Genomic DNA, 25,312 nt, shown 5'->3' with positions numbered 1-25,312 from the left:
GAGGAGCTCGGGGAGGGCGAGCGGGAGGGGGCGCACGGCGTCGCCCGTCTGGACGCCCGCTCTGCTCTCGCCATCCCGGACATAGCGCACGATGTGGCTCATGGAGGTCGATACTATCGACGGCCGTCCGGCAGCGTGATCAACGCCGTGGTCAAGATTGTGATCGGGCTGGCTCAAGGCCGGGCCGGCTGAGTGCGCCGGGCGTAGGCGCGGGCGGCGCGGGCGCGGTCGCCGCAGCGGGTGGAGCACCAGTGGCGGCGGCCGTGGCGCAGCAGGTAGCGGTTGCAGGGGGCGGAGCCGCAGAGGGTGAGGCGGTCGGCGTCGGGGCCGGTGAGGAGGTCGGCGGCGTTGGCCGCGAGGGCCGCGAGAGCGCGGTCGAGGATCTCGTTGGTGGGGCACGGCGCCGCGCGGTAGGGGCCGTTCTTCTCGTCCCAGTAGAGCAGGGCGGCCGTGGGTGCCCTGCTCAGCGCGTCGTTGACGGCGGACAGGGCCGAGGGCAGGGCGGGCAGTCCGGCGACGCGGGCGGCGAGCAGCCCCCTGACGTGTTCGCGCAGTGAGCGCAGCTGGGTGGCGCACATCTCCCGCACGCCGGCGTCGGCCGGTGCCAGGCCGCGTCCGGTGAGCCACCGGTTGGCCGCCGCGGGGGTGCCGAGGAGGTCGACGAACTGCCCTCCGGGCACCGCGATCGCGCTGTTGGCGAAGTCGAGGGCGAGATAGTCGTCCGCCCCGGGCGCGGGTGGCAGCACGGTCTCGGGCTCACTCATACTCCTCATGGTACGGGTTGCGTTCATCCGTGAGACACCGCTACCGTCTCTTCACGGATAAACCACTTCTCATCCGTGAGGTTTCGATGACCGACCAGATTCCCGTCCGCGTCTTCGGCGGCCCGACCGCCCTGATCGAATACGGTGGCCTGCGCTTCCTGACCGACCCGACCTTCGACGCCCCCGGCGACTACCAGGTGCCGGGCGGCCGGCTGACCAAGACGGCACCCGCCGCCGCCGCGCCGGCCGGGCTCGGCCGCGTCGACGTGGTCCTGCTCTCCCACGACGAGCACCCGGACAACCTCGACACCTCCGGCCGGGCCCTGCTCGGCGACGTCCCGCTCACCCTCACCACCCCCGGGGGCGCCCGGCGCCTGGGCGACGGCGCCAGGGGGCTGGCCGACTGGGAGTCGATCGAGCTGGAGCGCCCCGGCGGCGGCACGATCACCGTCACCGGCGTGCCCGCCGTCCACGGGCCCGGCCCGCGCGAGGAGGTGGAGCCGATCACCGGCCAGGTCGTGGGATTCGTCCTGATCGGGGACGGCCTGCCCACCGTCTACGTCAGCGGCGACAACGCCTCGCTCGACCTGGTCAAGCAGATCGCCGGCCGCTTCGGGCCGGTGGACACCGCCATTGTCTTCGCCGGGGCTCCCCGCTTCCCCGTGCTGTTCGGCGGCGCGCTGATCGTCCTCGACAGCGGGCAGGCGGCCGAGGCGGCCACGATCCTCGGCGCCCGCCGGGTGATCCCCGTCCACTACGACAGCTGGGCGCATTTCACCGAGGGGCGTGACGAACTGGTCGCCGCGTTCACCGCCGCCGGGCTGGCCGACCGGCTCGACCTGGGAGACCGGGGCTGACCCGCCCCTCCCCACTCCCGCCGTCCGCGCCTGCCCGGGGTCCCTCGGCCCATCGGACCGCGTCTGCCTGAGGTCCCTCGGCCCATCGGACGGCGCTTGCCCGAGCCCTCCGCCCACCGGAACGCGCCTGCCCAAGGAAACCTTCGTGACGACTTCCGTGCCTGCCCGGAGCAAGTGTCTCCCGCGCTCGCGGGCGCAGCGCCGCATCCTGATCGTCCTGGCCGTGGCCCAGGTTCTCAGCGGGGCCGGGCTGGCGGCAGGCGTGGCCTTCGGCGCGCTGCTCGCACAGGACATGCTCGGCTCCACCAGCCTCGCCGGCCTGGTCAGCGCACTGGCCACCGCCGGTTCCGCGCTGGCGGCCATCGCCGTCGGCCGTGTCTCGCAGGCGCGCGGCCGCCGCCCCGGCCTCGCCGCCGGATACCTGGCGGGCGCCGTCGGCAGCGCGGGCGTCATCGCCGCCGCCGTCCTGGACGACCCCGTCCTGCTGTTCGCGGCGATGTTCGTCTACGGCGCCGGTACGGCCACCAACCTGCAGGCCCGTTACGCCGGGGCCGACCTGGCCGACCCGGCCGGGCGTGCCCGCGCCGTGTCCGCCGTGCTCGTCGCCACCACGCTGGGCGGCGTGGCCGGCCCCAACCTCGCCGCGCCCACCGGCGACCTCGCCCACGGCCTCGGCATCCCGCATCTGGCCGGGCCGTTCCTGCTCGCCGGCGTCGCCTACGCGGTGGCCGCCCTGGTCCTGGCCGTCTGGCTGCGCCCCGACCCGCTGCTGCTGGCCCGCGCCCTGGAGGCCGGAGCCCCGGAGGCCGGCGGCGAACCGCTCCCGGCAGCCGGACGCCGCTCCGCCGTGCCGGCCGGCGCGCTGGTCATGGTGCTCACCCAGTTCGTCATGGTCACGACCATGACGATGACGCCCGTCCACATGCACGACCACGGCCACGGCGCCGCCGCCTCCGGCTTCGTCATCGCCGTCCACATCGGCGCCATGTACCTGCCCTCGCCGGTGACCGGCTGGCTCGTCGACCGCTGCGGCCGCCTCCCGGCCGCTGTCGCCGCCGCCCTGGCCCTGCTGGCCGCAGGGGTGCTCGCGGCGGGCGCCCCTGGTGACTCCCTTGTGCCGTTCGTGGTGGCTCTGGCCCTGCTGGGGCTGGGCTGGAACCTCGGCCTCGTCACCGGCACCGCGATCATCGCCGAGGCAGCCCCGGCGGCCACCCGCGCCAGGACCCAGGGGCTGGTCGACGTCTCCATCGCCATCGCGGGCGCTGTCGGCGCCCTGGCCTCGGGCCTGGTCACCGCCACCGCCGGCTACCCCCTCCTGGCCGTCGCCGGCGGCCTCCTGGCCCTCGCCATCATCCCGGCCGCCGCCGCCACACCCCGCCGCCGATGACGGGCACCGGCGCGCCGCCCGGCCCAGGCCGCCGGGGCCGGCGGCGCGCTGAACATCCGCCCCCGCCCCGCCGGGACCCGACGCCGGCCGTCCAGCGCCGGTCGTCCGGGAGTCGTCCCGCGCCGGCCCCGCCTGGGAGTCGTCCCGCGCCGGCCCCGTCGGGCGGTCGTCATGCGCAGGTCGTTCGTGCGGGCGGCCGGCGCCATCGCTACGTTCCGGCGTCCGTGAGCTCGTAGCCCGCTTCCTCGACGACGGCGCGCACCTCGTCGGCGTCGAGCGGGCGGTCGCTGGTCACGGTGACCGTGTCGTGCTCCACGTCCACGGCGACGGCGGTGATCCCGGCGACGCGTTCCAACTCCTCGGTGACGGCGTCGGCGCAGTGCCCGCACGCCATCCCGGTCACGGTGTAGACGCTGGTGGTCATGCTGCCTCCTTGACCGTGCGGGTGATCGAGTTCGCCTCGCGCATGCGGCCGTCGGGCGCGAAGCGGCCGAAGAAGTGCACGTCGATGGTCAGGTCCTTGCCGCGGTTGTGCACGTACAGGGTGAAGCGGGCGGCGAGCCGGTCGTCGTCGGTCATCGCCTCGTGCACCTCCATGCGGCTGGTGGGCCGGTTCTTGCGCACCGGGCGGGTGTGCGCGATGAGCTTGTCGCGGTCCATCCGGTTGCCGTCGGCGTACTGGACGACGTCCGGCGTGTGATAGCGGTCCACGACCACCGCCGCGTCCTCGTCGCCGGACACGAGGTCGTCGTGGAAGGAGGTGTAGAAGTCGATGATGAACTGGGCGGGATCGGTGGTGATCACGGTCTTCCTTCGCCAGCGGTACGATCTCTTACGCGCTGTAAGATATGTGCCGCCCGACAATTTTGACAAGGTGTAAGAGATGATTGCGAACCGCCGTGCCGACGCCCAGCGCAGCCGCGCGGCCGTCCTGGACGCCGCGGTCCGGCTGCTCGGCACCCGGCCCGACGCCAGCGTGGAGGCCATCGCCACCGCCGCCGGCGTCACCCGCCAGACCGTTTACGCCCACTTCCCCAACCGGGACCGGCTGCTGGCCGCCGTCGTCGACCGGCTCACCCAGGAGACCGCCGCCGCCATGGACGCCGCCATGGACGCCACCGGCCTCGACACCGGCTCCAACACCGGCTCCGACACCGGCTCCGACACCGGCTCCGACACCGGCACTGGCCCCGGCCCCCGCCCTGGCCCCGGCCACGACGCCGCCACTGGGCCAGTAGCTGGCGCGCTGCTGCGTATGCTCGACGCCGCCGCCGAGATCGCCGGCCGTTACCCGGGTCTGCTGGAGAAGATCAGCTCCCTGGCCGTCCCCCCGCAGGAGGATCACGAGCGTCACACCCTCATCAGCGACCGCCTCCTCCGGGTGATCCGGCGCGGCCAGGACAGCGGCGAGTTCGACGACCGGCTGCCCACCGGCTGGCTGGTTGCCGCCACCGTCAAGCTCGCGCACGCCGCCGCCGAGGAGGCCGCCGCCGGTCGCCTGTCACAACCCGAAGCCGCCCGCGCCTTCCACACGTCCCTTCTCCGCATCCTCGGCCGCCCGGACCCCCACCAGAACGGCAGCACCGAGCCCACGCCATAAGACGCGGCACCCGCCCGCGCCATCGGCCGTCGCCGCCGACCCGGCGCCGACCCGGCGCCGACCCGCTGTACCGGGTCCGCGTCGCCAGGCCCGTGGCTATGGGGACCTCGTAGTGGGGCGGGTGCTTACTCGTTGTGCAGGACGGCGGCGATCGTCAGGCGCGCCGCGGACCTGGCGGGCACCAGGGCGCCCAGCACGGCGATCAGTACCCCGGACAGCGCCGGCAGCACGAGCAGCGGCGCGTCCCAGATGTCCTTCATCGACTCGGGGAACACCACCACCCCGACGTTGTCCACGATCAGGCGGTGCGCGGCCATCCCGCCGGGAATCCCGATCAGCCCGCCGGCCACGCCCAGCGCCGCCATCGACGTCACCATCATGATCGTCACCTGGCGCGGCGTCATCCCGATCGACTTGAGCATCCCCAGGTCGCGGCGGCGTTCGCGGGTGTTGAGCAGGACGGTGTTGAAGACGCCGAGCGACGCCACGACGATCAGCAGCGTGGTGAAGACCGAAGCGACCCCGACGACGGTCGCCGCGGCGCGGGTGTCCGGGCGGACGATGGACGGGTGCAGGCCCGGGCCGGCCGCCCTGACCGCGGCGGCGTAGGCGTCGGCGTCGGCCCCCGCGGCCAGCCGTACCTCGTAGTGGTCGGCACCGGTGCCCGGGGCCAGTGCGGTCAGCGTCGCCCACGTGGACCACAGGAAGCGGGGATCGCCGCTCATGATCTGGCCGACGATGAGCGCGGGGACCCGCCTGCCGTCGAGCTCCAGCGTGATCCGGTCACCGACCGCGAGGCCGCGCTGCACCAGGAACGACGGCGGGGCGGCGACCTCGCCGGGCCCGGCCGGCCAGCGGCCCTCGACGACCTGCGAGGCCAGCGCGGACGGGTCGCCGCGCTGGAAGTTGACGGCACTGCGCTGCGCGTGCCCGCTCAGGTGGACGTCGACGAACACCTTCGCCGTCACGTGCGTCGCGCCCGGCAGCGACCTCAGCAGCGCCTCGATCCGCGCGTCGTCCAGCTTCGGCGCGGTCTGCTGGAACACCGGCCGGCCCGCCCGCACGCCGACCTGCGGGACCGGGCTGGCCTCTGCCTCGGCGAAGGCGATCATCGTGCTGGTCAGCCCGGTGGTGAGGGTGACGGTGACCACGCCCAGGACGACCGCCGCCATGGTCATCGCGGTGCGGCCCGGCCGTGCGAACGGCTGGCCCAGGCCCAGGCTGACCGGGCGCGGCAGCCGCGAGCCGCCGAGCAGCCGCTGGACGCCCAGCCCCCGGCCCCGCAACGGCGCACTGCCCGCGCCACCCGCGCTGAGCGCCCGCGCCGCCGGCAGCCGGTGCGCGCGCAGCGCCGGCACCAGCGCCGCCGCCGCGACCACCAGCGGCATGCCGGCCAGGCAGACGACGGACACCCACGGGCTGATCCCGATGCCGGCGCTGCCGCTCTCGACGCCCTGGAAGGCGGTGTTCAGCACCGGCCCGGCCAGCACGTTGCCCAGCAGCGTGCCCGTGACGCACCCGGCGGCAGCCGGCACCGACACCATCGTCAGGTAGACGGCGACCACCTGGCTGGGCGTGAACCCGACGGCCTTCAGCACACCGATGTGCCGGCCCCCCGACACCACGGCGCCGCTGACCACGTTGGCCACCATGAGAACGGCGACCAGCAGGCCGAGCACGCCGAAGAGCGTCATGAACGGCAGATAGGCATCGGCCGAGGCGGAGAAGGCGCGCCGCAGCTCCAGATGGGACTGCGCCACCGACAGCGCGCCCCCGGGCAGCTCCGCGGTCACCGAGTCCAGACCGGCCCGTACGTCCTGCTCCGTCGAGGCGCTGTCGAAGCGGTAGAGCATCTGGACGCCGGACGGGCGCAGCGCGGCGGCCTGCGCGGGAGTGACCCACGCGTCGGCCGACTGGCTCATGCCGGCGGCCAACCCGACGACCGTCAGCGGCGGCACCCCGGGCGCCAGCAGCCGCGAGCCCAGCATGCCGGGCCGCAGCGGGCGGCCGGCGTCGCGCAGGTTGAGGACGATCTCGCCGGGCGCCCTGGCCCAGCGCCCGTGCAGCGGGTGCACGCGGTCCACCGGCCCGCCCGGGTCGGCCCGGCCCACCAGCTTGAGCGGGCCCTCGGCCTCGGGGATGTCCGTGGTCCTGGGGAAGCTGACGACGACCTGCTCGAACGGGCCCGCCGCGGCCTCGACGCCGGGCCGCCGGGCGGTCGCCGCGAGCGCCTCCTTCGACACCTTCGCGATGTCGAAGGAGGCGACGGCGTGGGCGCCGCGCTGCTCGTCGAAGGCCCGGTCGAACGGGGTGGTGGCGGCGTCGAGCAGCCCCAGCGTGAGCATGATCGTCGTGGTGCCGCACAGCACGACCAGGCCCGTGACGACCGTCTGGAGCCGGCGCCGCAGCACCGCCGCCCGCGCGGCCCGCCACACCGCCCCCATCCCCATACCCCACCTGGTCCCCACCCCGGTGCCGGGGCCGGTGTTCGGCCAGGAGTTCATTCGGCACGCTCCAGCGCGCTCTCCCGCGCCACCCGGCCGTCGGCGAGCTCGACCAGGCGGCCGGCGCAGCGGGTCGCCAGCTGCGGATCATGGGTGACGATCAGCAGCGTCTGGCCGATCTGGTTGAGGTCGATGAGCAGGTCCATCACCTGCTCGCCGAAACGGCTGTCCAGCGCGCCGGTCGGCTCGTCGGCCAGCAGCAGCGCCGGACGGTTCATCAGCGCGCGCGCCACCGCCACCCGCTGCCGCTCGCCGCCGCTCAGCACCGCCGGATAGGCGTCCTTGCGGCCCGCGATGCCCAGCTCGTCCAGCAGCTCCAGCGCGCGTCGCCGCGCCTGGCGGGCCGGGACGCCGGTGAGCTGCGCGGGCAGCGCCACGTTGTCGAGCGCCGGCAGGTCGTCGATGAGGTTGAAGAACTGGAAGATCATGCCGATGTGCCGCCGCCGGAACAACGCCAGCCCCGTCTCGTCCAGCCGGCCCAGATCCTCGCCGGCGACCACGACCGTGCCCCCGGTCGGGCGGTCCAGACCGGCGATCATGTTGAGCAGGGTCGACTTGCCGCAGCCCGACGGCCCCATCACGGCCACGGCCTCACCCGCGCCGATCCGCAGGGACACCCCGTCGAGCGCCGCCGTCTCCCCGTAGTGCTTGCGCACGCCGTCCAGTCGCACGATGTCTTCTTGGCTCACGCGCAGCACGCTAGGCCAGCGGCCGGACCCTCCGCATCGGTCGGCGGACCGAACCCGTCCGCCCGGGTCATACCCAGGGTGTACGGGGTCGCTCCGGAGGCTGATGCGCGGTGCGGCGGCCGTCTGGGACAGTGGTGCCGTGTGGACGATCGTCGCTCTGGTCGTGGCGTGCGCAGTCGCCGGATGGCTGGCCGTCGCGCTCCTGCGGGCGCGCCGCCTGCACCGCAAGGCGCTGGAGGAGCGCGGCTGGCTGCTGGAGCGAGAGCGTGAGAGCGCCGCGCGCACCGCCGTCGAGGCCGAGCGGTCCCGCATCGCCCGCGAGCTGCACGACATCGTCAGCCACAACGTCAGCCTCATGGTGGTCCAGGCGGCGGCCGCCCGCGAGGTGCTGCCCACGATGCCCGGCGAGGCCGAGGCCGCGCTCAAGGCCGTCGAGGGCGCCGGCCGAGACGCGATGACCGAGCTGCGCCACCTGCTGGGGCTGCTCGCGCCGTCGCAGAGCGGCGACGACGAGCCCTACGGCGGCGACCTGGCGCCGCAGCCGAGCCTGAGCCGGCTGGGTCCGCTCATCGACCGGATCGCGTTCGCCGGGCTGCCCGTCGACGTGCGCGTCTCGGGGGAGCCGAGGCCGCTGCCCGCCGGGGTCGACGTCACCGCGTACCGGATCGTCCAGGAGGCGCTCACCAACGCGCTCAAGCACGGCAGCGGCGTGACGGCGCAGGTCACGGTCCGTTACGCCGACCGTTCCCTGCGGGTGGAGGTCCTCAACACCGGCCCCAGCGTGCTGACCGCCCCCGCCTTACCGGGCCACCGCGAGGAGGCCGGCCCCGGCCCCGGCCACCACGACGGCGCCGGGCGGGGGCTCCTCGGGCTGCGCGAGCGTGTCGCCGTCTACGGCGGCGACCTCGACGCCAGGCGCCGGCTCGGCGGCGGCTACCGCGTCCGCGCCCGCATCCCCTTGGACCGCCCATGACACCCCGCAACCCCACGAACCGACCGCCCATGACGTCCCGCACCGCCCCGAACCGGACGCGGCCTGGGATGCGTCGTACCCCATGGGGAGGCGTTGTGGCGGGGGCCGGGTTCGCGTCTCGCCGGGATCTGTGGTGACGGCGCCCGAGCCGGCGCCCCGGGTGCTGATCGCCGACGACCAGGCGCTGGTCCGCAGTGGTTTCCGCCTGATCCTGACCACGCGCGGCATCCCCGTGGCCGGAGAGGCCGCCGACGGGGCCGAAGCGGTCGCGGCCGCGCGGGAGCTGCGCCCCGACGTCGTGCTGATGGACATCCGCATGCCCGCCATGGACGGCCTCGAAGCCGCAGGTCACATCCTGCGGGAGCTCCCAGGCTGCCGGGTGATCATGCTGACGACCTTCGACCTCGACCGGTACGTGTACGCCGCCCTGGCCCTCGGAGCCAGCGGCTTCCTGCTCAAGGACGTCACCCCCGAGCACCTGGCGGCCGCCGTGCGCCTGGTCGGCACCGGCGACGCCCTCCTGTCGCCGTCGATCACGCGCCGGCTGGTGGAGCGTTTCGCCTTCAGTGACCGTCACCCCGTCCGCGCGCCCGCCCCGCACCGTGACCTGGCCGTCCTGACCCCCAGGGAGCTGGAGGTGCTGACGTTCGTCGGGCAGGGCCTGTCCAACGCCGAGCTGGCCGACGCGCTCACCCTCAGCGAGTCCACCGTCAAGACCCACGTCGGCCGCATCTTCACCAAGCTCGGCCTGCGCGACCGCGCCCAGGCCGTCGTGCTCGCCTACGAGACGGGCCTCGTCTCGCCCGGCGACTCCTGCTGATCCTCGCCGCGCCCCGCCGGTCCCGGTCCGCGGCCATCCGCGTCGTGGGTGAGCAGCCACTGTTCGACCGCCGCGGTCATCCTGGCGCCCGCCTCCAGCGCCGCGGCCTTGGCGGCGACCGGGTTCGTGCCGGCTGCCTGGCCGAGGATCACGCCGAGCACCAGGCGGCCCCGTACGCGGGAGGCCCACATGAGGTTGCCGCCGGCGGCGGTGCCGGAGCCGGTCTTGATGCCGATGACGCCATGCCTGTTCAGCAGCGTGTTGGTGTTGGGCAGCGTCCTGGCGTCGCCGGGGACGGCCGTGCCGGTCCGCGCCACGACCTCGCGGAAGACCGGGTCGCGCATCGCCGCCCTGGCCAGTTCGAGCTGGTCGGCGGCGGTGCTGACGGTGGAGTCCTCGTTGCCGCTGGCGCCCGTGTACGTGGTTTCGGCCATGCCCAGGCGGCGCGCGGCGGCGTTCATACGCTCGACGAAACGCTCCTCCGAGCCGGAGTCCCAGCGGGCCAGGAGGCGGGCCACGTTGTTGCCCGAAGGCACCATCATGAGCTCCAGCAGACGGCGCAGCCGGATCGTCCGGCCCTCCCTGACCGGGACGGTGGACTCCCTCGCCAGGTACGACTCGTCGGCGGCCGTGCGGTCCACCTTGACCGGCGGGCCGTCGTCGCCGGGCCGCAGCGGGTGGCGGCGCAGGATCACGTAGGCGGTCATGACCTTGGCCACGCTGGCGATGGGCACCGGGTTCCGCTCACCGCTGGCGCCCAGGCTGCCCAGGCCCTCCACCTCGACCGCCGACTGCCCTTCGTCCGGCCACGGGAGGGACGCGCCCGCACCGGACACCGGCGGTACGGCCCCGCAGCCCGGCAGGGCGCTCACCAGCAGCAGGAGGATGATGAAGAAACGTCGCATGCCGGACACGGTGGGTCCGGCACGTGTCCGTCCGGCCGTGGCCGCGTATCCGTCCGCGCTCGGCCGTGTATCAGCTGCGCATCAGCCCGGTGGCCGGCGGGGCAGGCGCACGGCGGCCACGGCGCCGCCGCCGGGGGCGTTGGCCAGGGTCAGGCCGGCGCCGATGACCCGGGCCTGGCCCTGCGCGATCGTCAGCCCGAGCCCGTGCCCGCGGCCGCGTTCGGCGGCTCCCGTGCGGAAGCGCTCGGGGCCGCCGGCCAGGAGTTCCGCGGGGAAGCCCGGCCCCCGGTCGCGGACCTCGATCACGTGGTCGCGGATGGCGATCTCCACCGGCGGCGCGCCGTGGCGGTGCGCGTTGAGCACCAGGTTGGCGAGGATGCGGTCCAGGCGGCGCGGATCCGTCTCGGCCACCGGGCTCCCCGCGGCGAGCACCCGCGCCTCGACGCCGACCCGGGCCGCGGACTCCTCGGCCACCTCGGCCAGCGGCACCCGTACCCGCTCGGCGACCTCGGCGCCCGCGTCCAGCCGGGAGACCTCCAGCAGGTCCTCCACCAGCGAGCGCAGCACCCGCACCCGGTCGCGTACCAGCTCGGCCGCCTCACCCTCCTCCAGCAGCTCGGCCACGGCGACCAGCCCCATCAGCGGGGTGCGCAGGTCGTGCGCGACGTCGGCGGTGAACCGCTGCTCGGCCAGCAGCCGGTGCTGCAGGCTCGCCGCCATGGAGTCCACGGCGGCGGAGATGTCGGCGATCTCGTCCCGCCCACCCCAGCGCCTGCCCCGGGGCGGGCGGACGCGGGCGTCCAGGTCGCCGTCCGCGATCCTGCGCGCGGTACGGGCGACCCGGCGCAGCCGCCGGTTGGCCAGCTCGGCCAGGCCCACCGACACCGGCACCACCACGGCGAGGGCGATCAGCGCGGCCTTGGCCATGTCGCGGTCGAGCGCGTGCAGGCCGAGCAGCTCCGAGCCCATCGAGATCTGCACGCTGACCGCCTGGCGGCCGTCGCCGTACGCCTGGGCGGCCCACATCCACGGCTCGTCGCGATGATCGAGCCCGTACCAGACCACCTGGCGGCCGGGCCGCAGCTGGGCGGCCGGCGCGCCGGGGAGCTCGCGGACGGGCACCGTCTCGGCCAGTCCGGAGGCCAGGGACTTCCCGAGGGCCACCTCGGCCCGGGCCGTGCCCGTGTCGAGGGCGCGCTGCCAGGTGGCCCGGTGCACGAGGAGGCCGACCATGGCGGCGACGACGGTGGAGGCGAGCGTGACGAGCGCGGCGATCTTCCACCGCAGCGAGGCCGGATTCACGTGACCGTCAGTTTGTAGCCGAACCCGCGGACCGTCTCGATGCGCCCGGCGCCGATCTTCTTGCGCAGCCGCTGCACGCACAGGTCGACGACGCGGCTGTCGCCGTCCCACCCGTAGTCCCAGACGGTACGCAGCAGCGTGGCGCGTTCCAGCACGATGCCGGGGTGTGCGGCGAACTCCAGCAGCAGCCGCAGCTCGGTCGGGGTCAGCCCGACGCGCCGCCCCGCCCGCCGCACCTCCAGCGCGCCGGTGTCGACGCTCAGCTCGCCGAAGCTGAGGACCGTCCCGGCCTCGCCGGAGGCGGGCGAGGGCTGGGCGAGGGCGGCCCGGCGCAGCAGCGAGCGGATCCTGGCCACCAGCACCGGCAGGTCGACCGGTTTGACCACGTAGTCGTCGGCGCCGCCCTCCAGCCCGGCGACGACGTCCAGGCCGTCGCCGCGGGCCGACATCAGGAGGATGGGCACCTGGCTCGTCTCCCTGATCCGGCGGCACAGGCTGATGCCGTCCAGGCCGGGCAGCATCACGTCCAGCACCAGCAGGTCGTGGCCGCCGTCCCGGGCCGCCTCCAGTCCGCTCAGGCCGTCGGCGGCGGTGGCCATCCGGTAGCCGTAGCGTTCCAGCGCCAGGGCGACCGACGTGCGGATCACCGTGTCGTCCTCGACGAGCAGCAGGGATGTCATGAAAGGAACCATATGCACCGCAGTACGGTGACGGTTCCCTGCCCACGGCCGGCCGGGCCGGGAGTGGCTACGTGCCGGGCAGTGTGGCGGCGAACCGCGCCAGCACGGGCCCGAGCACCTCGGCGGGCACGATGTGCCCCTCGCCCGGCAGGAGGAGAAGCCGCCCCTTCGGCATGGCCTCCGCGATCCGCTGACCCGTCTCGATCATCCACGGCGGACCGGCCCCGCCGCACACCACGAGCGCGGGGACGCCTACCCTCCGGGCCTGCTCCTCCGGCGTGCGGCCGCCCCGGCTCTCCTCGCTCAGCACCTCGAACGGGTCGTGGGGCAGGGTGTGCGCGTTGGCCAGGGCGGCGGGGTCGACGCTCATCCGGGCGACGAGCTCGGCCGGCAGCCCCGTCGGCGTCAGGAACGACGTGATGGCCTCGGCCCGGCGGCCCTGGGCCAGGAGCGCCGCGACGTCGGCGGCGATCCGCCGCGCGGCGGCGCCGTCCCCGTCCTGGGCGAAGGGCGGCTCGTGCAGGACGAGCCCGGTGACGGGCAGGCCGGCGGCGGCCGCGTGCAGGGCCAGGGCCGCCCCGGAGGAATGCCCGTACAGCGCCGCCTGCCCGCCGGCCTCGGCGATGAGCGCGGCGAGATCGCCGATCTCGCCCGCGACGGTGTACGCGCCCGGGTCGCCGCTGTCGCCTCGGCCACGACGGTCGTAGTTGATCACCGTGGTGTACCGGGCCAGGTGCGCGGCCAGCGCGCGCATCGTCGTGCGGTCGCCCAGCGCCGGAGCTGTCAGGATGATCGGCGGGCCCTGGCCGCCGGACCGTTCGTAGGCGATGGGGGTGCCGTCCGCCGAGATCACACTGTTCATCGGATTCCTTCGTCGTCACGGCGCCGCAGCAGGTGGGCGCGTTCGGCATCGGTGCGGACCAGGCGCAGGGCGGCGTCGAAGGCGTCGGCCGCCTCCTCGCGCCGGTCCAGCCGGCACAGCAGCTCGGCTCGCACCGCGGGGACCAGATGGCTGGCCGGGAGGGTCTTCCCCAGGCCGTCGAGGAGGCTCAGCGCCGCCTCCGGCGATCCGGCCTCGGCCACCGCGACCGCCCGGTTCAGGCGGACGACCGGTGAGGCGGTGCGGCGTTCCAGGTCGGCGTACAGCTGGGCGACGCGCGGCCAGTCGGTGGGCCCGGCGGAGCTGTGCTCGGCGGCGATGAGCGCCTGAAGGTGGTACTCGCCGGCCGGTGGGCCCAGCCGGCGCAGCAGGCCGAGGCCGCGCTCGATCTCGTCGTGGCGCCACCGGCCGCGCTCCTGGTCGGCCAGCAGGACCAGGCGGCCCTCACCGTCGAACCGGGCGTCGCGCCGGGCGTGCTGCAGGATCATCAGCGCGAGCAGGGCGACGATCTCGTCCTGCTCCGGCAGCAGCTCGCCGAGCAGGTAGCCGAGCCGGATCGCCTCGCCGGCCAGCTGGGGCCGCTGCAGCTCGGGCCCGGACGTGGCGCGGTAGCCCTCGGTGAACAGCAGGTAGACGACCTTGAGCATGACGCCGAGCCGTCCGGGCAGGCCGGCGGCGCTCGGCGCACGCAGCGGGATGCCGGCCTGCGCCATCTTGGCCTTGGCCCGCGTCAGCCTGGCGAACATGGTCGGCTCGGGCACCAGGAACAGCCGGGCGATCTCCGCCGTCTTCAGCCCGGCGCCGAACCGCAGCATCAGCGCCGCCCGCGCGTCGGCGGACAGGGCCGGATGGCAGCAGGCGAACAGCAGCCGCAGCCGCTCGTCCGCGATGCCACCGGGATCCTCCCGAGGCGGATCGGTCACCAGCAGCGGCAGCCGCCGGCGGTCGTTGTCCTCACGGCGGATCCTGTCCAGCGCGCGGCGATGCGCGACCGTCAGCCACGCCGCCGGACGGTCCGGGACCCCCTGCTCCGGCCAGGTCCGGGCCGCCGAGACGAACGCGTCCTGCAGGCCGTCCTCGGCGACGTCGAACCGGCGCAGCCGGGTGAGCAGCAGCGCGAGCAGGCGCGACCAGTGCTCCCGGTACGCCCGCTCGACCTCGTCGGCGGCGTTCAGCTGCCGCTCTTCCTCGGCGGCACGATCGGCCGGATCTCCACCACACCCTCGGGCAGCTCCCTGGCCAGCTCGATCGCGGCGTCCAGGTCGGCCGCCTCGATCAGGTAGAAGCCGCCGAGCACCTCGGCCGTCTCGGCGAACGGGCCGTCGGTGACGCTCACGTCGTCGCCCCGCCGTCGCAGCGTCGTCGCCGAGCCCGACGGCGCCAGCTCCTTGCCGCCGCGCATCGCGTCCCGCTCCGCGAGCAGGGTCATGAAACGCTCGTGCCGGGCGACGTTCTCGCGAATCCCGGCCTCGTCGCGCGACTCCCACGCCTTCTCGTCACCGTAGATCAGCAGCGCGTACTCCATGTCGGTATCCCTTCTCCGGATGTCGTCGTGGGTGATGACTCCGCCACACGCCCATTTTCGACATCGGGACCGGAATGTTTCGCACGGCACCTGAATCCGCCCGCCGACGTCGGCGGCGATGGGCAGGGTGCTGGGCGGGCCGTCCGTGGCCGCGCTACCTCGTGCGAGCCGCTCAGGCAGGGCCGGCGGCGATGTCGGCGTCCTCCAGGACGCCGACCGCGTCGGGGACCAGGACCGCCACCGAGTAGTAGGCGCTGACCAGGTAGGACATCACCGCCTGCGAATCGATGCCCATGAAGCGGACGTTCAGCCCGGGCTCGTGCTCGTCCGGGATGCCGACCTGGTGCAGGCCGACGACCCCTTGGTCGTCCTCGCCCGTGCGCATGGCCAGGATCGAGCTGGTCCCGTGCCCGGTGACCGGGATGTTGTGGCACGGGAAGATCGGGACGCCGCGCCAGGTGGACACCACGTGGCCGTCGACGTCGGTGCTGCCGGGGACCAGGCCGCGCCTGTTGCACTCGCGGAAGAACGCGGCGATCGCGCTGGGGTGGGCCAGCAGCAGGCGCGTCCTGCGGCGCATGCTGATCAGGTCGTCCAGGTCGTCCGGGGTGGGCGGCCCCGACCGGGGCCGGATCCGCTGCCCGTAGTCGGCGGCGTGCAGCAGCCCGAACTCGCGGTTGTTGAGCAGCTCCCACTCCTGGCGCTCGCGGATCTCGTGAACGGTCAGCCGGAGCTGCTCCCGCAGCTGGTTCATCGGCTCGTTGTAGAGGTCGGCGACCCGGGTGTGGACGCGCAGGATCGTCTGCGACACGCTCAGCTCGTACTCGCGGGGCCGCAGCTCGTAGTCGACGAACGTGCCGCCGAGCGCCGGCTCGCCCGTGTGACCGGCCGAGATGTCCAGCGCCGCCTCGCCGCGGCGGTTGACCGGCCTGCGGGCGCCCTCCGCGTAGCGTTCGACGTGCTCGCGCAGCGCGGCCGAGCGGCCGGAGATCCGCCGCAGGTCCGTCCGCCGCGACACCATGAGCGTCACCGGCGTGGCCGCCCTGATCGTGCACGGCCAGCGCGCGTCGTCCTGGCTGAGCAGCTCGTCGCCGAACTGGTCACCGTCGGCGATCACCCCCCGGTGCTGGGCGTCGCCGTAGGGGCCGGTGGAGAGCCGGTCCAGGCGGCCGTGCGCGATCACGTAGATCTCGGTGACGGGCGCGCCCGCCTCGACGACGACCTCCCCGGCCCGCACCTCACGCTGCCGGAACGTCGCGGCGATCGTCGCCAGCACGCCGTCGTCGCCGAAGCCGCGCAGCACCGGGATCTCGGTGAGCGTCTCCGGGATGATCCGTACGTCGTCCGCGCCGGTGTGCGTGATGCCCACGCGCCCGCGCCCGACGGCGTGCGTCAGCCGGCGGTTGACCCGGTACGTGCCCCCGGCCACGTCCACCCACGGCAGCCGGCGCAGCAGCCAGCGGGAGGTGATCGCCCGCATCTGCGGACGGGTCTTGGTCGTCGTGGCCAGGTTGCGCGCGGCCTGGGTTTCCAGGCTCAGCCGCGGCTCCGTGGGCATGGTTCCTCGCAATCACCGATCCAGACGAGTCGCTCACCGAAAGTAATCATTCAGACACGATCTGTAGAGTCTCCCGGTGGCGAGGTAACCGTGGCGGCCGGCAACGACGGTCTAGCGTCTGGCCGCCCACACGGTCCTGGTGGTGCGGACGGTCAGGTCGTGGCGCCGCGCGACCCCTTCCAGGAGGCTGTCGAGCGCGGCCAGGTCGCCGGCGTCCAGCTGTTCGGCCAGGCCGTGCCTCATGCGCCCGAGCGACAGTTCGGCGTAGCGGCCGGCGGGGGCCGGCAGCGGGGACGTCAGGTGGATGTCGAAGACCCGCTCCGCCTCGACGGTGAAACCCGCCTTGGCCAGGCGGGGCGCCCAGTCGTCGCCGAAATGCGGCAGGGCGGCGGCCCGCCGGCGGTCCAGGAGCGCGTGGCAGCGCTCCTCCAGCGCCGAGTGCTCGCCGGGCAGGAAACGCGGGAAGCCGTCCATCTCCACGGCGACCAGCAGCCCGCCGGGCCGCAGCGCGGCGTGGACCTCGGTCAGGACGCGGTGGGGGTCGGCCAGATGATGCAGCGACGCCGACGCCCACACCAGGTCGACGGCGCCGATCCGCGGCCACGCCGTCTCCGGATCCGTGTCCAGATCCGCCTGGACGGTGCTGATCTGATCGGCCAGCCCGCGCTCGCGCGCCTCGTCGCGGACGCGGTGCAGCATCTGCTCCGACACGTCCAGCGCGACCGCCTCGGCGCCGGGGAAGCGTTCCAGCAGGGCGAAGGAGCCGGTGCCGGTGCCGCTGCCCAGGTCGAGGATCCGCCGGGGCGGCCGCCCGGCGGTCAGCTCGCCGACCCAGCCGGTCACATCGGACAGGTGGGAGCGCAGGACCTCGGCGTCGAGGTCGAGGAGTTCGGTCATGGAGTCGTTCGCGTGTTCGTGGTGGTTCGCCATGCCCCCGACCCTATGCGCTCCTTGCGCTGCTGACATAAGGTCTTGCGTATGAAGCAAGAGGAAGACCTCGACCAGCTCATCCGCCAGCGGATCAGAGGGCTGCGCCTGGCCCGCGGCTGGTCGCTCGACGACCTGGCCGCGCGCTGCTACCTGAGCCCGTCCACGCTGAGCCGGATCGAGACCGGCCACCGGCGCATCAGCCTCGACCAGCTCGTCTCCATCGCCCGAGCGCTGGGCACCACCCTCGACCAGCTCGCCGAGTCCGCCGCCGACGAGGACGTGGTGATCAGGCCCCGGCGTGACGAGGCGCACGGCGTGACCGCCTGGATGCTGACCCGCGAGCCGGGGCCGCACGGCGTGACCGTGGCCAAGATGCGCATCACCAAGCCGCCGCCCCCGCGCGGCACCGAGGAGATGGGCGTCCACCCGGGCAGGGACTGGTTCACCGTCCTGTCGGGCACCGTCATGCTGCTGCTCGGCGAGCGGACCATCCTGGTCGAGGCCGGCCAGGCGGCCGAGTTCTCCACGATGGTGCCGCACGCCCTCGGCGCCCACGGCGGCCCGGCGGAGATCCTGGCCATCTTCGACCACGACGGGCAACGCACCCACCTGCGCCCGACGGCGTGAATCTTGTCCTGATGCGCGGACGGCCGTGGCGCTCGCTTGGTGCGGCACCGGGAACCTTCACCTGCAGCGAGGTCCCCGTTACGTGATCAAGGAGGACGCTTTGGCCGCCAAACGCTCGGCGAAGACCGGCAGAAGAGCCGACAGCCAGCCGTGGCCGCACCTGAACGGGGTGCAGATCCAGGAGTACGGCACGGTGCGGATGTTCCCGCTCGGCCTGTCGCGTGACGCGCGCATGTACTCCTGCGAACGGCTCAATCAGATCCTGGCCGACACCCAGATCCTGTACGCGCTGTACAAGAAGCACCACTGGCTGATGCGCGGCCCCACCTTCTACCAGCTCCACCTGCTGCTGGACAAGCACGCCGAAGAGCAGATCAAGCTGGTCGACCTGATCGCCGAACGCGTGCAGACGCTCGGCGGCGTCGCCGTCGGCGATCCGCGCCACGTCGCCGAGATCACCGTGGTGCCGCGCCCGCCGAACGGCGCCGAAGAGGTGCCCGCGATGCTGACCCGCCTGATCGAGGCGCACGAGACGATCCTCGTCGCCGCCCACGACGCGGCCGCCCGGACGGCCGAGATGGGCGACGACGGCACCAACGACCTGCTCGTCTCCGACGTCATCCGCACCGGCGAGTTGCAGACCTGGTTCCTGATCGAGCATCTGGTCGACACCCCGCTGGTCGAGCCGCCGGGAGACTGACCCGGGTGGGCGCCGAGGGGGAGGAGATGCTGGGCGGCCTGGTGCTCGGCGACCACGTGACCTCGCTGGAGGACCTCCCGGGCCAGGTCGCCATGCACGCCGCGCCGGCCGGGTTCACCGCCACGGCCATCTACGTGACGGATCTGCAGCAGCGCCTTCTCGTGCCGCTGCCCGGCCAGCGCGACCCGTCGGGGGCTCCGCTGGAGCCGGAGCGCATCGACGACAGCGAGGCGGGCCTGGCCTTCCGCAGTGTGGAGCTCGTCCGCTCGGGCGTCTCGGGGCCCGGTGAGCGGGTGTGGGCGCCGCTGCTGGACGGCACCGAACGCATCGGCGTGCTCGGCCTGACCGTGCTGCGGCTCGACGACGTCGCCGAGCGGCGCGTGCTGCGGCTCGCCTCCCTGCTCGCCGTGCTGCTGGTGAGCAAGCGGCAGGCCAGCGACACCTACGCCTGCCTGATCCGCAGGCAGCCGATGGAGTTGTCCGCCGAGGTGCTGTGGAGCCTGCTGCCGATCAGGGCCTTCGCCAACGAGCGGGTCGTGGTCAGCGCGGCGCTGGAGCCCGCCTACGTCGTCGGCGGGGACGCCTTCGACTACGCCGTCACCGGCGACACCCTGCACCTGGCCGTCTTCGACGCGATGGGCCACGACACCTCCGCCGGCCTGACCGCGACGATCGCCATGGGCTCCTACCGCAACAACCGCCGCCAGGACGCCGACCTGTTCGCCGCCGCCGAGTCGATCGACGCGGCGATCGCCGACCAGTTCGGCCGCACCCGGTTCGCCACCGGCATCCTGGCCGCCCTCGACACCGGGACCGGCGAGCTGACCTGGGTCAACCGGGGCCACCACCCGCCCATGGTGCTGCGCGGCGGGCGGGTCGAGGCCACCCTGGAGACGCTGCCCGACCCTCCCATGGGCTTCCGGCTGGGCGCGGACGCCGGCCCGTCCCGCTACCGGCTCGAACCCGGCGACCGGCTGGTCTTCTACACCGACGGCATCGTCGAGGCCAAGAGCCCCCTGGGTGAGGTGTTCGGCCTGGAGCGCTTCGTCGACTTCATCATCCGTCACGAGGCCGACGGCGTGACCGCCCCCGAGACGCTGCGCCGCCTGATCCAGGCGATCCTGGACCACCAGAACGGCCACCTCCAGGACGACGCCACGGTCATGCTGGTCGAGTGGCGCACCCAGCAGCATCAGCGGCTCGCGCTGTGACGAGGCCGACGGCGACCAGCCCGGCCTCGTCGAGCTGCAGGGGGTCCATGCCGTGGATCCGCCTGCCGGTCTCGGCGACCCCGTCGAGGCGCCCGGTGTAGCGGAAGTCCGCGAACGTGCGGATCAGGACGCCGAACAGGCCGAGGACCATGGCCTTGCCCTCGAAGGGGGTGAACTTCACCGGGCTGTACAGCCGGACGTCGCCGGTGAACAGCTCGGCCAGGGCGGTGAGGTCGCGCCGGGCGGGCGACCGGAAGGGGCGGGCTTCACTCCACGGCTTTGATCACCGCGTCCGCGATCGCGCGGGGGCTCACCCCGAAGTGCTCCCGCGCGGCCTCGCGGGTGTCGGACAGGCCGAACCCGTCGGTGCCGAGCGAGGTCCACGGACGGCCGACCCACGGATGGATCTGGTCGGGCACGGCCCGCATCCAGTCGCTCACCGCGATCACCGGCCCCTCCGTGCCGGCCAGCGCCCGCCGCAGGTACGGCACGCCGTCACCGGCCATGGCGTCGCGGCGCAGTTCGCTCCAGGACGTGACCGACCACACGTCCACCCCCAGGCCGTACTCCTCCCGGAGCAGCCGCTGCGCCTCCAGCGCCCAGTGGATGGCGGTGCCGCTGGCCAGCAGGTGCGCCTGGCCGCCGCCCTCGGAGCAGCGGTAGATGCCCTTGAGGATGCCCTCCTCGACGCCCTCCGGCATCGCCGGCTGGGGCAGCGGCTCGTTGTAGAGCGTCAGATAGTAGAACACGTTCTCGCCCGCCGGCCCGTACATCCTGCGCAGGCCCTCCCGGACGATCACGGCCACCTCGTAGCCGAACGCGGGGTCGTACGCGAGGCACGCCGGGTTGGCGGAGGCGAGCAGCTGCGAGTGACCGTCGGCGTGCTGGAGCCCCTCGCCGGTCATCGTGGTGCGGCCGGCGGTCGCGCCGATGAGGAAGCCGCGGCCGAGCTGGTCGGCCAGCGCCCACATCTGGTCGCCGGTCCGCTGCCAGCCGAACATCGAGTAGAAGATGTAGAACGGGATCATCGCCTCGCCGTGGGTGGCGTAGCTGGAGGCGGCGGCGGTGAACGACGCCATCGACCCGGCCTCGGTGATGCCCTCGATGAGGATCTGCCCGTCGACCGCCTCCTTGTAGGCCAGCAGCAGCTCCCGGTCCACCGCGTCGTAGCGCTGGCCGAGCGGCGAGTAGATCTTCGCGGTGGGGAAGAGCGACTCCATGCCGAACGTCCTGGCCTCGTCGGGCACGATCGGCACCCACCGGCGGCCGGTCCCCGGGTCCTTCATCAGCTCCTTGACCAGGCGTACGAACGCCATCGTGGTGGCGATCCGCCCGCCACCCCTGGCCGCCGCCAGGAAGGGCCGCTCGGGTGGCTGGGGGAGGGGCTGGTAGGAGACGGTCCGCCGGGGGATCGGGCCGCCGAGCGCGGCCCGCCGCTCCGCCAGGTAGCGGGCCTCGGCCGAGTCCGGCCCCGGGTGCAGGTACGGCGGCAGGTCGCCGCTCAGCGCCTCGTCCGGGACGGGCAGGCCGAGCCGGTCACGCATGGCGGCGAACTCGTCCTGGGTGAGCTTCTTCATCTGGTGGTTGGCGTTGCGCGCCTCCACCCCGGCGCCGAGCGTCCAGCCCTTCACCGTCTGGACCAGCACCACCGTGGGCCCGCCGCGGTGGTCGAGCGCCCGCCGGTAGGCGGCGTGCACCTTGCGCGGCTCGTGCCCGGCCCGAGACCCGCCGACGATCGCGCGCAGCCGCTCGTCGGTGTACGGCGCGGCGACGCCCTCCAGCCCGGCGAACAGGCTCTGCCTGATGTACGCGCCCGTCGAGGCGGCGTACGTCTGGAACTGGCCGTCCGGCACGGCGGACAGCCTGGCGACCAGCTCGTCCGAGCCGAGCAGCCCGTCCCAGTCGCGGCCCCACAGCGCCTTGACCACGTGCCAGCCGGCGCCCCGGAAGACGCTCTCCAGCTCCTGCACGACGCTGGTGTTGCCGCGTACGGGCCCGTCGAGCCGCTGCAGGTTGCAGTTGATCACGAAGGTGAGGTTGTCCAGCCCTTCGCGCGCGGCCAGCGTGAGCGCGGCCGTGGCCTCCGGCTCGTCCATCTCCCCGTCGCCGAGGAAGGCCCACACGTGGCTCCGCGAGGTGTCCTTGATGCCCCGGTTGTGCAGGTAGCGGTTGAACCTGGCCTGGTAGACGGCGTTGAGCGGGCCCAGGCCCATCGACACCGTGGGGAACTGCCAGAAGTCCGGCATCGCGCGCGGGTGCGGGTAGGACGGCAGGCCGCCGGCGGTCTCCCGCCTGAACAGGTCGAGCTGCGTCTCGCTCAGCCGCCCTTCCAGGAACGCGCGCGCGTAGACGCCCGGGGAGGCGTGGCCCTGGAAGTAGACCTGGTCGTCGGCGCCGTGGAAGAAGTGGTTGAACCCGACCTCGTACAGCCAGGCGGCCGAGGCGTAGGTGGCCATGTGACCGCCCAGGCCGAGCACGCTGCCCCGGGTGACCATGGCGGCCGCGTTCCACCGGTCGTAGGCCGCGATGCGCTCCTCCAGCTCCAGGTCGCCCGGGTAGGCGGGCTCCTCGGCGGCGGGCACGGTGTTGAGCGGGCGCGTGCCGGTGGCGAGCCTGCGCAGCAGGAAGCCGGCGCGCTCGTCACCGGCGATCCGGCGCACCGCCTCCAGCGACTCCAGCCACTCCGCGGTCTCCTGAGGGTCCAGATCTTTCTCCATAACTCCATTAAACACCCTATGATCGATCATCCTGCCTATAGTGGGGGTGTGAAACCCGTCGAACGCTCGCCGCTGCGCGACGAGATCCGCCAGGTGCTGCTGGACGGCCTGATCGACGGCCGCTGGGAGCCCGGCGACCGCATCGTCGAGCGCCGCGTCGCGGCCGAGCTGGAGGTCAGCCAGGCCCCGGTCCGCGAGGCGCTGCGCGAGCTGGAGGCGCTGCGGCTGATCGAGTCGGAGCCCAACAGGGGCGCCCGGGTGCGCGCCTTCACCGCCGCCGACCTGCGCGAGGTCTACCAGGTCAGGGCCTGCCTGGAGGAGAAGGCCGCCGCCCTGGGCAGCCCCGACCCCGACGTCCTGGAGCTTCACCTGGCGCGGCTGCACGAGGCGGCGGCGGCCGGCTCACTCGCCGGCCAGGTGCGGCACAGCATCGCCTTCCACCGCGAGATCGTCGCCGCCTCCGGCAACGCCGTGCTGGTGTCGGTGTGGGAGTCGCTGGGCATCGAGGTGTGGACCCACCTGTCGATCCGCCTGTTCAGGGTGCGGCTGCACGAGAACGCGGCCGATCACGGGCCCATCGTCGAGGCCTTCCGCCGCGGCGACCCGGACGTCGGCCGCCTGCTGCACGACCACGTGCTCGGCTACGCCCCCTGAAGAGACGCCTTCCTCTCGCCTAGCACCGCCAGCGTCGCCTCCGCCCAGTCGACCATCGCCCGCGCCTGCCGGAGCCCGAGGTCCAGGGCGAAGCGCCCGGTGAACAGCTCCGACCCGGGGGAGCCCAGGCATTCCAGCCCCGCGAGCCGCGACTCGGCGTCGGCCTTGATCCGCCTCACCACCGCGATCGCGTCGTCGACGTCCAGGAGCGAGAGCAGGAACGCCTGGAGCGCCGTCTCGCTGCGGATCACCACGGACGGTTCGTGCCCGACCAGCCACTCGTGCAGCCGCGCCGCCCCCTCGGGCGTGATCGCGTAGATCTTGCGCCCGCGCGCGCCCTCCGACTCGACCTCCACCAGGCCGTCCTCGGCCATCTTCACCAGTTCCGGGTAGATCTGGGTGTGGCCGGCCTGCCAGACGTGGTTGAGCGACTTCTCGAACGCCTTGGCCAGGTCGTAGCCGCTCGCCGGGCCCGTCGCGTCCAGCAGCCCGAGTAGCGCGATCCGTAGGGACATGGATTCAGCATATATGAGTATTGACATGTCAAGACTTACATGTGACTCTTCACCGGTGAATGCTGACATGAAGTCCCGGGGGAACGGGCTGCTCCTGGTCGCCGTGATCGGCGGCATGTTCCTGGCGATGCTCGACCAGACGATCGTGGGCACCGCGCTGCCGCGGATCACCTCCGAACTGGGCGGCACCACCCTGTACACCTGGGTGATCACCGCCTACCTGCTGACGTCCACGGTGACCGTGCCGCTGTACGGCAGGCTCTCCGACCAGCACGGCAGGAAGCCGCTGCTGCTCATCGGCATGGCCCTGTTCGTCGCCGGGTCCGTGCTGTGCGGCGTGGCGCAGGACATGCCGCAGCTCATCGCCTTCCGCGCGGTGCAGGGTCTCGGCGCGGGCGCGCTGATGCCGCTCTCGCTCGCTCTCGTGCTCGACCTGTTCCCGCCGGACCGCAGCTCCCGCGTGCAGGGCGCGCTCGGCGGGGTGATGGCGCTGAGCTTCCTGGCCGGCCCGTTCATCGGCGGGATCTTCACCGACCAGGCGAGCTGGCGCTGGGCCTTCCTGGTGAACGTGCCGCTCGGCCTCGCGCTGATGGCGATCGTCGTCCTGCGGCTGCCCCGGCTGCCGGGCACCGGCGGCGTCCGCCCCGACTACCCGGGCATCGCGGTCTTCACCGTGGCGATCAGCGCCCTGCTCGTGGGGCTGACCGGGAAGGGCATCGACGGCAACACCTGGACGAGCGCGCCGGTCGTGCTCCCGATCCTGGCCGCGCTGGTCCTGCTCGTGGTGTTCGTGCTGGTGGAGCGGCGGGCCGAGCATCCGATCATGCCCCTGCACCTGTTCGCCAACCGCAACTACACGCTGGTGATGGTGATCTCCTTCTGCACCGCGTTCTGCATGTACGCCGGCGTGGTGTTCCTGCCCCGCTACTTCCAGGAGGCCCTCGGGGTCAGCGCGACCGAGTCCGGGATGCGGATCTACCCGCTCACCATGGCCATGGTCCTCGGCAGCGTCGTCATGGGGGCACTGATGAGCCGCACCGGCCTGCTCAAGCCCTGGCTGGGCGTGGCCCCGTTCCTGCTCGTCGCGGGCAGCTGGCTCTGCGCGAACCTGACGCCCGGCACCTCGGGCTGGCTCCTGGCCGGGTGGATGGTGCTGATCGGGCTCGGCATGGGCCCGATGCTGTCCGGGCTCACCGTGGCCGCCCAGCAGGCCGTGCCGCCGCAGCACATCGGCATGGCCTCGGCCAACCTGACGTTCTTCCGGCAGATCGGCGGCTCGCTCGCGCTGGCCGTCGCGGGCACCGCCTACACCTCGGTGATCACCGAGGAGGCGCCGCTGCACGGGCCCGCCGCCGCCCACGCCGAGGCGGCCGCCGTCGTCATCCCCCTGCTGGGCGTCACCGGCGCGGTCGTCGCGCTGGCCGCCATCCTGGCCCTGCGCGGCGGCAGGCTCGTGACGACGGACGCACCCGGGCGGAGCGAGGCCGCCCTGGCTTGACCGAGCCGGTCAGCCC

The 25,312-nt window shown here is 73.6% G+C and carries 26 protein-coding genes and 1 pseudogene; 10 read left to right on the top strand and 17 right to left on the bottom strand.

What is annotated here, in order from left to right; genetic code table 11:
- Window positions 1–173 precede the first annotated feature (173 nt).
- Window positions 174–764, bottom strand: a complete 591-nt coding sequence (locus ADY59_RS12925) for a CGNR zinc finger domain-containing protein (RefSeq protein ID WP_049561892.1) — start codon at window positions 762–764, stop codon at window positions 174–176.
- An 86-nt stretch (window positions 765–850) separates the two neighbouring features.
- Here ADY59_RS12925 and ADY59_RS12920 point away from each other — a divergent pair, with 86 nt between their 5' ends.
- Both ADY59_RS12920 and ADY59_RS12915 read left to right on the top strand, forming a co-directional pair.
- The gene (locus tag ADY59_RS12920; RefSeq protein WP_049561891.1) at window positions 851–1,621 is read left to right on the top strand and encodes an MBL fold metallo-hydrolase; all 771 of its coding nucleotides are present in this window, start codon (window positions 851–853) and stop codon (window positions 1,619–1,621) included.
- A gap of 145 nt (window positions 1,622–1,766) precedes the next feature.
- On the top strand, window positions 1,767–3,008 hold the full coding sequence (locus ADY59_RS12915) for an MFS transporter (RefSeq protein WP_049561890.1): 1,242 nt from the start codon (window positions 1,767–1,769) through the stop codon (window positions 3,006–3,008).
- Window positions 3,009–3,216: 208 nt separating this feature from the next.
- On the opposite strand, the gene ADY59_RS12910 is transcribed toward ADY59_RS12915, so the two are convergent.
- The gene (locus ADY59_RS12910; protein ID WP_049561889.1) at window positions 3,217–3,432 is read right to left on the bottom strand and encodes a heavy-metal-associated domain-containing protein; all 216 of its coding nucleotides are present in this window, start codon (window positions 3,430–3,432) and stop codon (window positions 3,217–3,219) included.
- Window positions 3,429–3,812 (bottom strand): nuclear transport factor 2 family protein, encoded by a 384-nt coding sequence (locus ADY59_RS12905; protein WP_049561888.1) that lies wholly within the window; start codon window positions 3,810–3,812, stop codon window positions 3,429–3,431. The genes ADY59_RS12910 and ADY59_RS12905 overlap by 4 nt, the downstream gene beginning before the upstream one ends.
- Before the next feature lie 79 nt (window positions 3,813–3,891).
- On the opposite strand from ADY59_RS12905, the gene ADY59_RS53345 reads away from it, so the two are divergent.
- Window positions 3,892–4,608, top strand: a complete 717-nt coding sequence (locus ADY59_RS53345; RefSeq protein WP_049561887.1) for a TetR/AcrR family transcriptional regulator — start codon at window positions 3,892–3,894, stop codon at window positions 4,606–4,608.
- A 125-nt stretch (window positions 4,609–4,733) separates the two neighbouring features.
- Here ADY59_RS53345 and ADY59_RS12895 read toward each other — a convergent pair whose 3' ends face one another.
- Window positions 4,734–7,112, bottom strand: a complete 2,379-nt coding sequence (locus ADY59_RS12895) for an ABC transporter permease (protein ID WP_197093586.1) — start codon at window positions 7,110–7,112, stop codon at window positions 4,734–4,736.
- A complete protein-coding gene (locus tag ADY59_RS12890; RefSeq protein WP_049561920.1) occupies window positions 7,109–7,801 on the bottom strand; it encodes an ABC transporter ATP-binding protein in 693 nt (230 codons plus the stop codon). The genes ADY59_RS12895 and ADY59_RS12890 overlap by 4 nt, the downstream gene beginning before the upstream one ends.
- Window positions 7,802–7,940: 139 nt before the next feature.
- Between ADY59_RS12890 and ADY59_RS52505 the strand changes: the two genes are divergently transcribed.
- Both ADY59_RS52505 and ADY59_RS12880 read left to right on the top strand, forming a co-directional pair.
- The gene (locus tag ADY59_RS52505) at window positions 7,941–8,774 is read left to right on the top strand and encodes a sensor histidine kinase (protein WP_231618690.1); all 834 of its coding nucleotides are present in this window, start codon (window positions 7,941–7,943) and stop codon (window positions 8,772–8,774) included.
- A 133-nt stretch (window positions 8,775–8,907) separates the two neighbouring features.
- Entirely contained in the window at window positions 8,908–9,594 is a 687-nt protein-coding gene (locus tag ADY59_RS12880) for a response regulator (RefSeq protein ID WP_049561883.1), read from the top strand.
- Here the strand turns inward: ADY59_RS12880 and ADY59_RS12875 are convergent.
- The 9 genes and pseudogenes from ADY59_RS12875 to ADY59_RS12840 all read right to left on the bottom strand — a co-directional run bounded on the left by ADY59_RS12875 (window position 9,555) and on the right by ADY59_RS12840 (window position 17,374).
- Window positions 9,555–10,499: a D-alanyl-D-alanine carboxypeptidase family protein gene (locus tag ADY59_RS12875; RefSeq protein ID WP_049561881.1), complete on the bottom strand. Its 945-nt coding sequence runs from the start codon at window positions 10,497–10,499 to the stop codon at window positions 9,555–9,557. The two genes, ADY59_RS12880 and ADY59_RS12875, sit on opposite strands and share 40 nt — an antisense overlap.
- Window positions 10,500–10,580: 81 nt before the next feature.
- Window positions 10,581–11,801: a sensor histidine kinase gene (locus ADY59_RS12870; protein WP_049561880.1), complete on the bottom strand. Its 1,221-nt coding sequence runs from the start codon at window positions 11,799–11,801 to the stop codon at window positions 10,581–10,583.
- Entirely contained in the window at window positions 11,798–12,481 is a 684-nt protein-coding gene (gene cseB, locus ADY59_RS12865; protein ID WP_197093584.1) for a two-component system response regulator CseB, read from the bottom strand. Before cseB ends, ADY59_RS12870 begins: the two co-directional genes overlap by 4 nt.
- Before the next feature lie 67 nt (window positions 12,482–12,548).
- Window positions 12,549–13,343 carry an alpha/beta fold hydrolase gene (locus ADY59_RS12860; RefSeq protein WP_049561876.1) on the bottom strand — a complete coding sequence of 265 codons (795 nt, stop codon included), beginning with the start codon at window positions 13,341–13,343 and terminating at the stop codon, window positions 12,549–12,551.
- Complete coding sequence (locus tag ADY59_RS12855) at window positions 13,340–14,284, bottom strand: RNA polymerase sigma factor (protein WP_231618691.1); 945 nt, start codon at window positions 14,282–14,284, stop codon at window positions 13,340–13,342. The genes ADY59_RS12860 and ADY59_RS12855 overlap by 4 nt, the downstream gene beginning before the upstream one ends.
- Window positions 14,285–14,323: 39 nt before the next feature.
- Window positions 14,324–14,536: pseudogene (locus ADY59_RS53340) on the bottom strand (sigma factor); the annotation flags it as partial.
- Entirely contained in the window at window positions 14,533–14,886 is a 354-nt protein-coding gene (locus ADY59_RS12850) for a YciI family protein (protein WP_049561875.1), read from the bottom strand. The pseudogene ADY59_RS53340 and the gene ADY59_RS12850, both read right to left, overlap by 4 nt.
- A gap of 172 nt (window positions 14,887–15,058) precedes the next feature.
- Window positions 15,059–16,444 (bottom strand): family 2B encapsulin nanocompartment shell protein, encoded by a 1,386-nt coding sequence (locus tag ADY59_RS12845; protein ID WP_049561873.1) that lies wholly within the window; start codon window positions 16,442–16,444, stop codon window positions 15,059–15,061.
- A gap of 111 nt (window positions 16,445–16,555) precedes the next feature.
- The gene (locus tag ADY59_RS12840) at window positions 16,556–17,374 is read right to left on the bottom strand and encodes a class I SAM-dependent methyltransferase (RefSeq protein WP_049561871.1); all 819 of its coding nucleotides are present in this window, start codon (window positions 17,372–17,374) and stop codon (window positions 16,556–16,558) included.
- A gap of 48 nt (window positions 17,375–17,422) precedes the next feature.
- Between ADY59_RS12840 and ADY59_RS12835 the strand changes: the two genes are divergently transcribed.
- From ADY59_RS12835 to ADY59_RS12825, 3 genes are all read left to right on the top strand, one after another.
- Window positions 17,423–18,001, top strand: coding sequence for a helix-turn-helix domain-containing protein (locus tag ADY59_RS12835; RefSeq protein ID WP_049561870.1), 579 nt, complete (start codon window positions 17,423–17,425; stop codon window positions 17,999–18,001).
- Window positions 18,002–18,101: 100 nt separating this feature from the next.
- Window positions 18,102–18,701 carry a Dps family protein gene (locus ADY59_RS12830; protein ID WP_049561868.1) on the top strand — a complete coding sequence of 200 codons (600 nt, stop codon included), beginning with the start codon at window positions 18,102–18,104 and terminating at the stop codon, window positions 18,699–18,701.
- Window positions 18,702–18,706: 5 nt separating this feature from the next.
- Complete coding sequence (locus ADY59_RS12825; RefSeq protein ID WP_231618689.1) at window positions 18,707–19,912, top strand: PP2C family protein-serine/threonine phosphatase; 1,206 nt, start codon at window positions 18,707–18,709, stop codon at window positions 19,910–19,912.
- Here ADY59_RS12825 and ADY59_RS12820 read toward each other — a convergent pair.
- Together ADY59_RS12820 and aceE are read right to left on the bottom strand one after the other, a co-directional pair.
- Window positions 19,863–20,093, bottom strand: coding sequence for a hypothetical protein (locus tag ADY59_RS12820; RefSeq protein WP_197093583.1), 231 nt, complete (start codon window positions 20,091–20,093; stop codon window positions 19,863–19,865). The two genes, ADY59_RS12825 and ADY59_RS12820, sit on opposite strands and share 50 nt — an antisense overlap.
- Before the next feature lie 85 nt (window positions 20,094–20,178).
- Window positions 20,179–22,629, bottom strand: a complete 2,451-nt coding sequence (gene aceE, locus ADY59_RS12815; protein WP_053174709.1) for a pyruvate dehydrogenase (acetyl-transferring), homodimeric type — start codon at window positions 22,627–22,629, stop codon at window positions 20,179–20,181.
- An 18-nt stretch (window positions 22,630–22,647) separates the two neighbouring features.
- On the opposite strand from aceE, the gene ADY59_RS12810 reads away from it, so the two are divergent.
- A complete protein-coding gene (locus ADY59_RS12810; protein ID WP_049561865.1) occupies window positions 22,648–23,283 on the top strand; it encodes a GntR family transcriptional regulator in 636 nt (211 codons plus the stop codon).
- On the opposite strand, the gene ADY59_RS12805 is transcribed toward ADY59_RS12810, so the two are convergent.
- Entirely contained in the window at window positions 23,271–23,798 is a 528-nt protein-coding gene (locus tag ADY59_RS12805) for a PadR family transcriptional regulator (protein WP_049561864.1), read from the bottom strand. The genes ADY59_RS12810 and ADY59_RS12805 overlap by 13 nt on opposite strands.
- Window positions 23,799–23,853: 55 nt before the next feature.
- On the opposite strand from ADY59_RS12805, the gene ADY59_RS12800 reads away from it, so the two are divergent.
- Window positions 23,854–25,296, top strand: a complete 1,443-nt coding sequence (locus ADY59_RS12800) for an MDR family MFS transporter (RefSeq protein ID WP_231618687.1) — start codon at window positions 23,854–23,856, stop codon at window positions 25,294–25,296.
- Window positions 25,297–25,312: the final 16 nt, after the last annotated feature.

Source organism: Nonomuraea sp. SBT364, assembly GCF_001083785.1.
Lineage (GTDB): Bacteria > Actinomycetota > Actinomycetes > Streptosporangiales > Streptosporangiaceae > Nonomuraea.
Note: the sequence above shows the minus strand (reverse complement) of the source record. Positions and strands in the feature narration are given on the sequence as shown.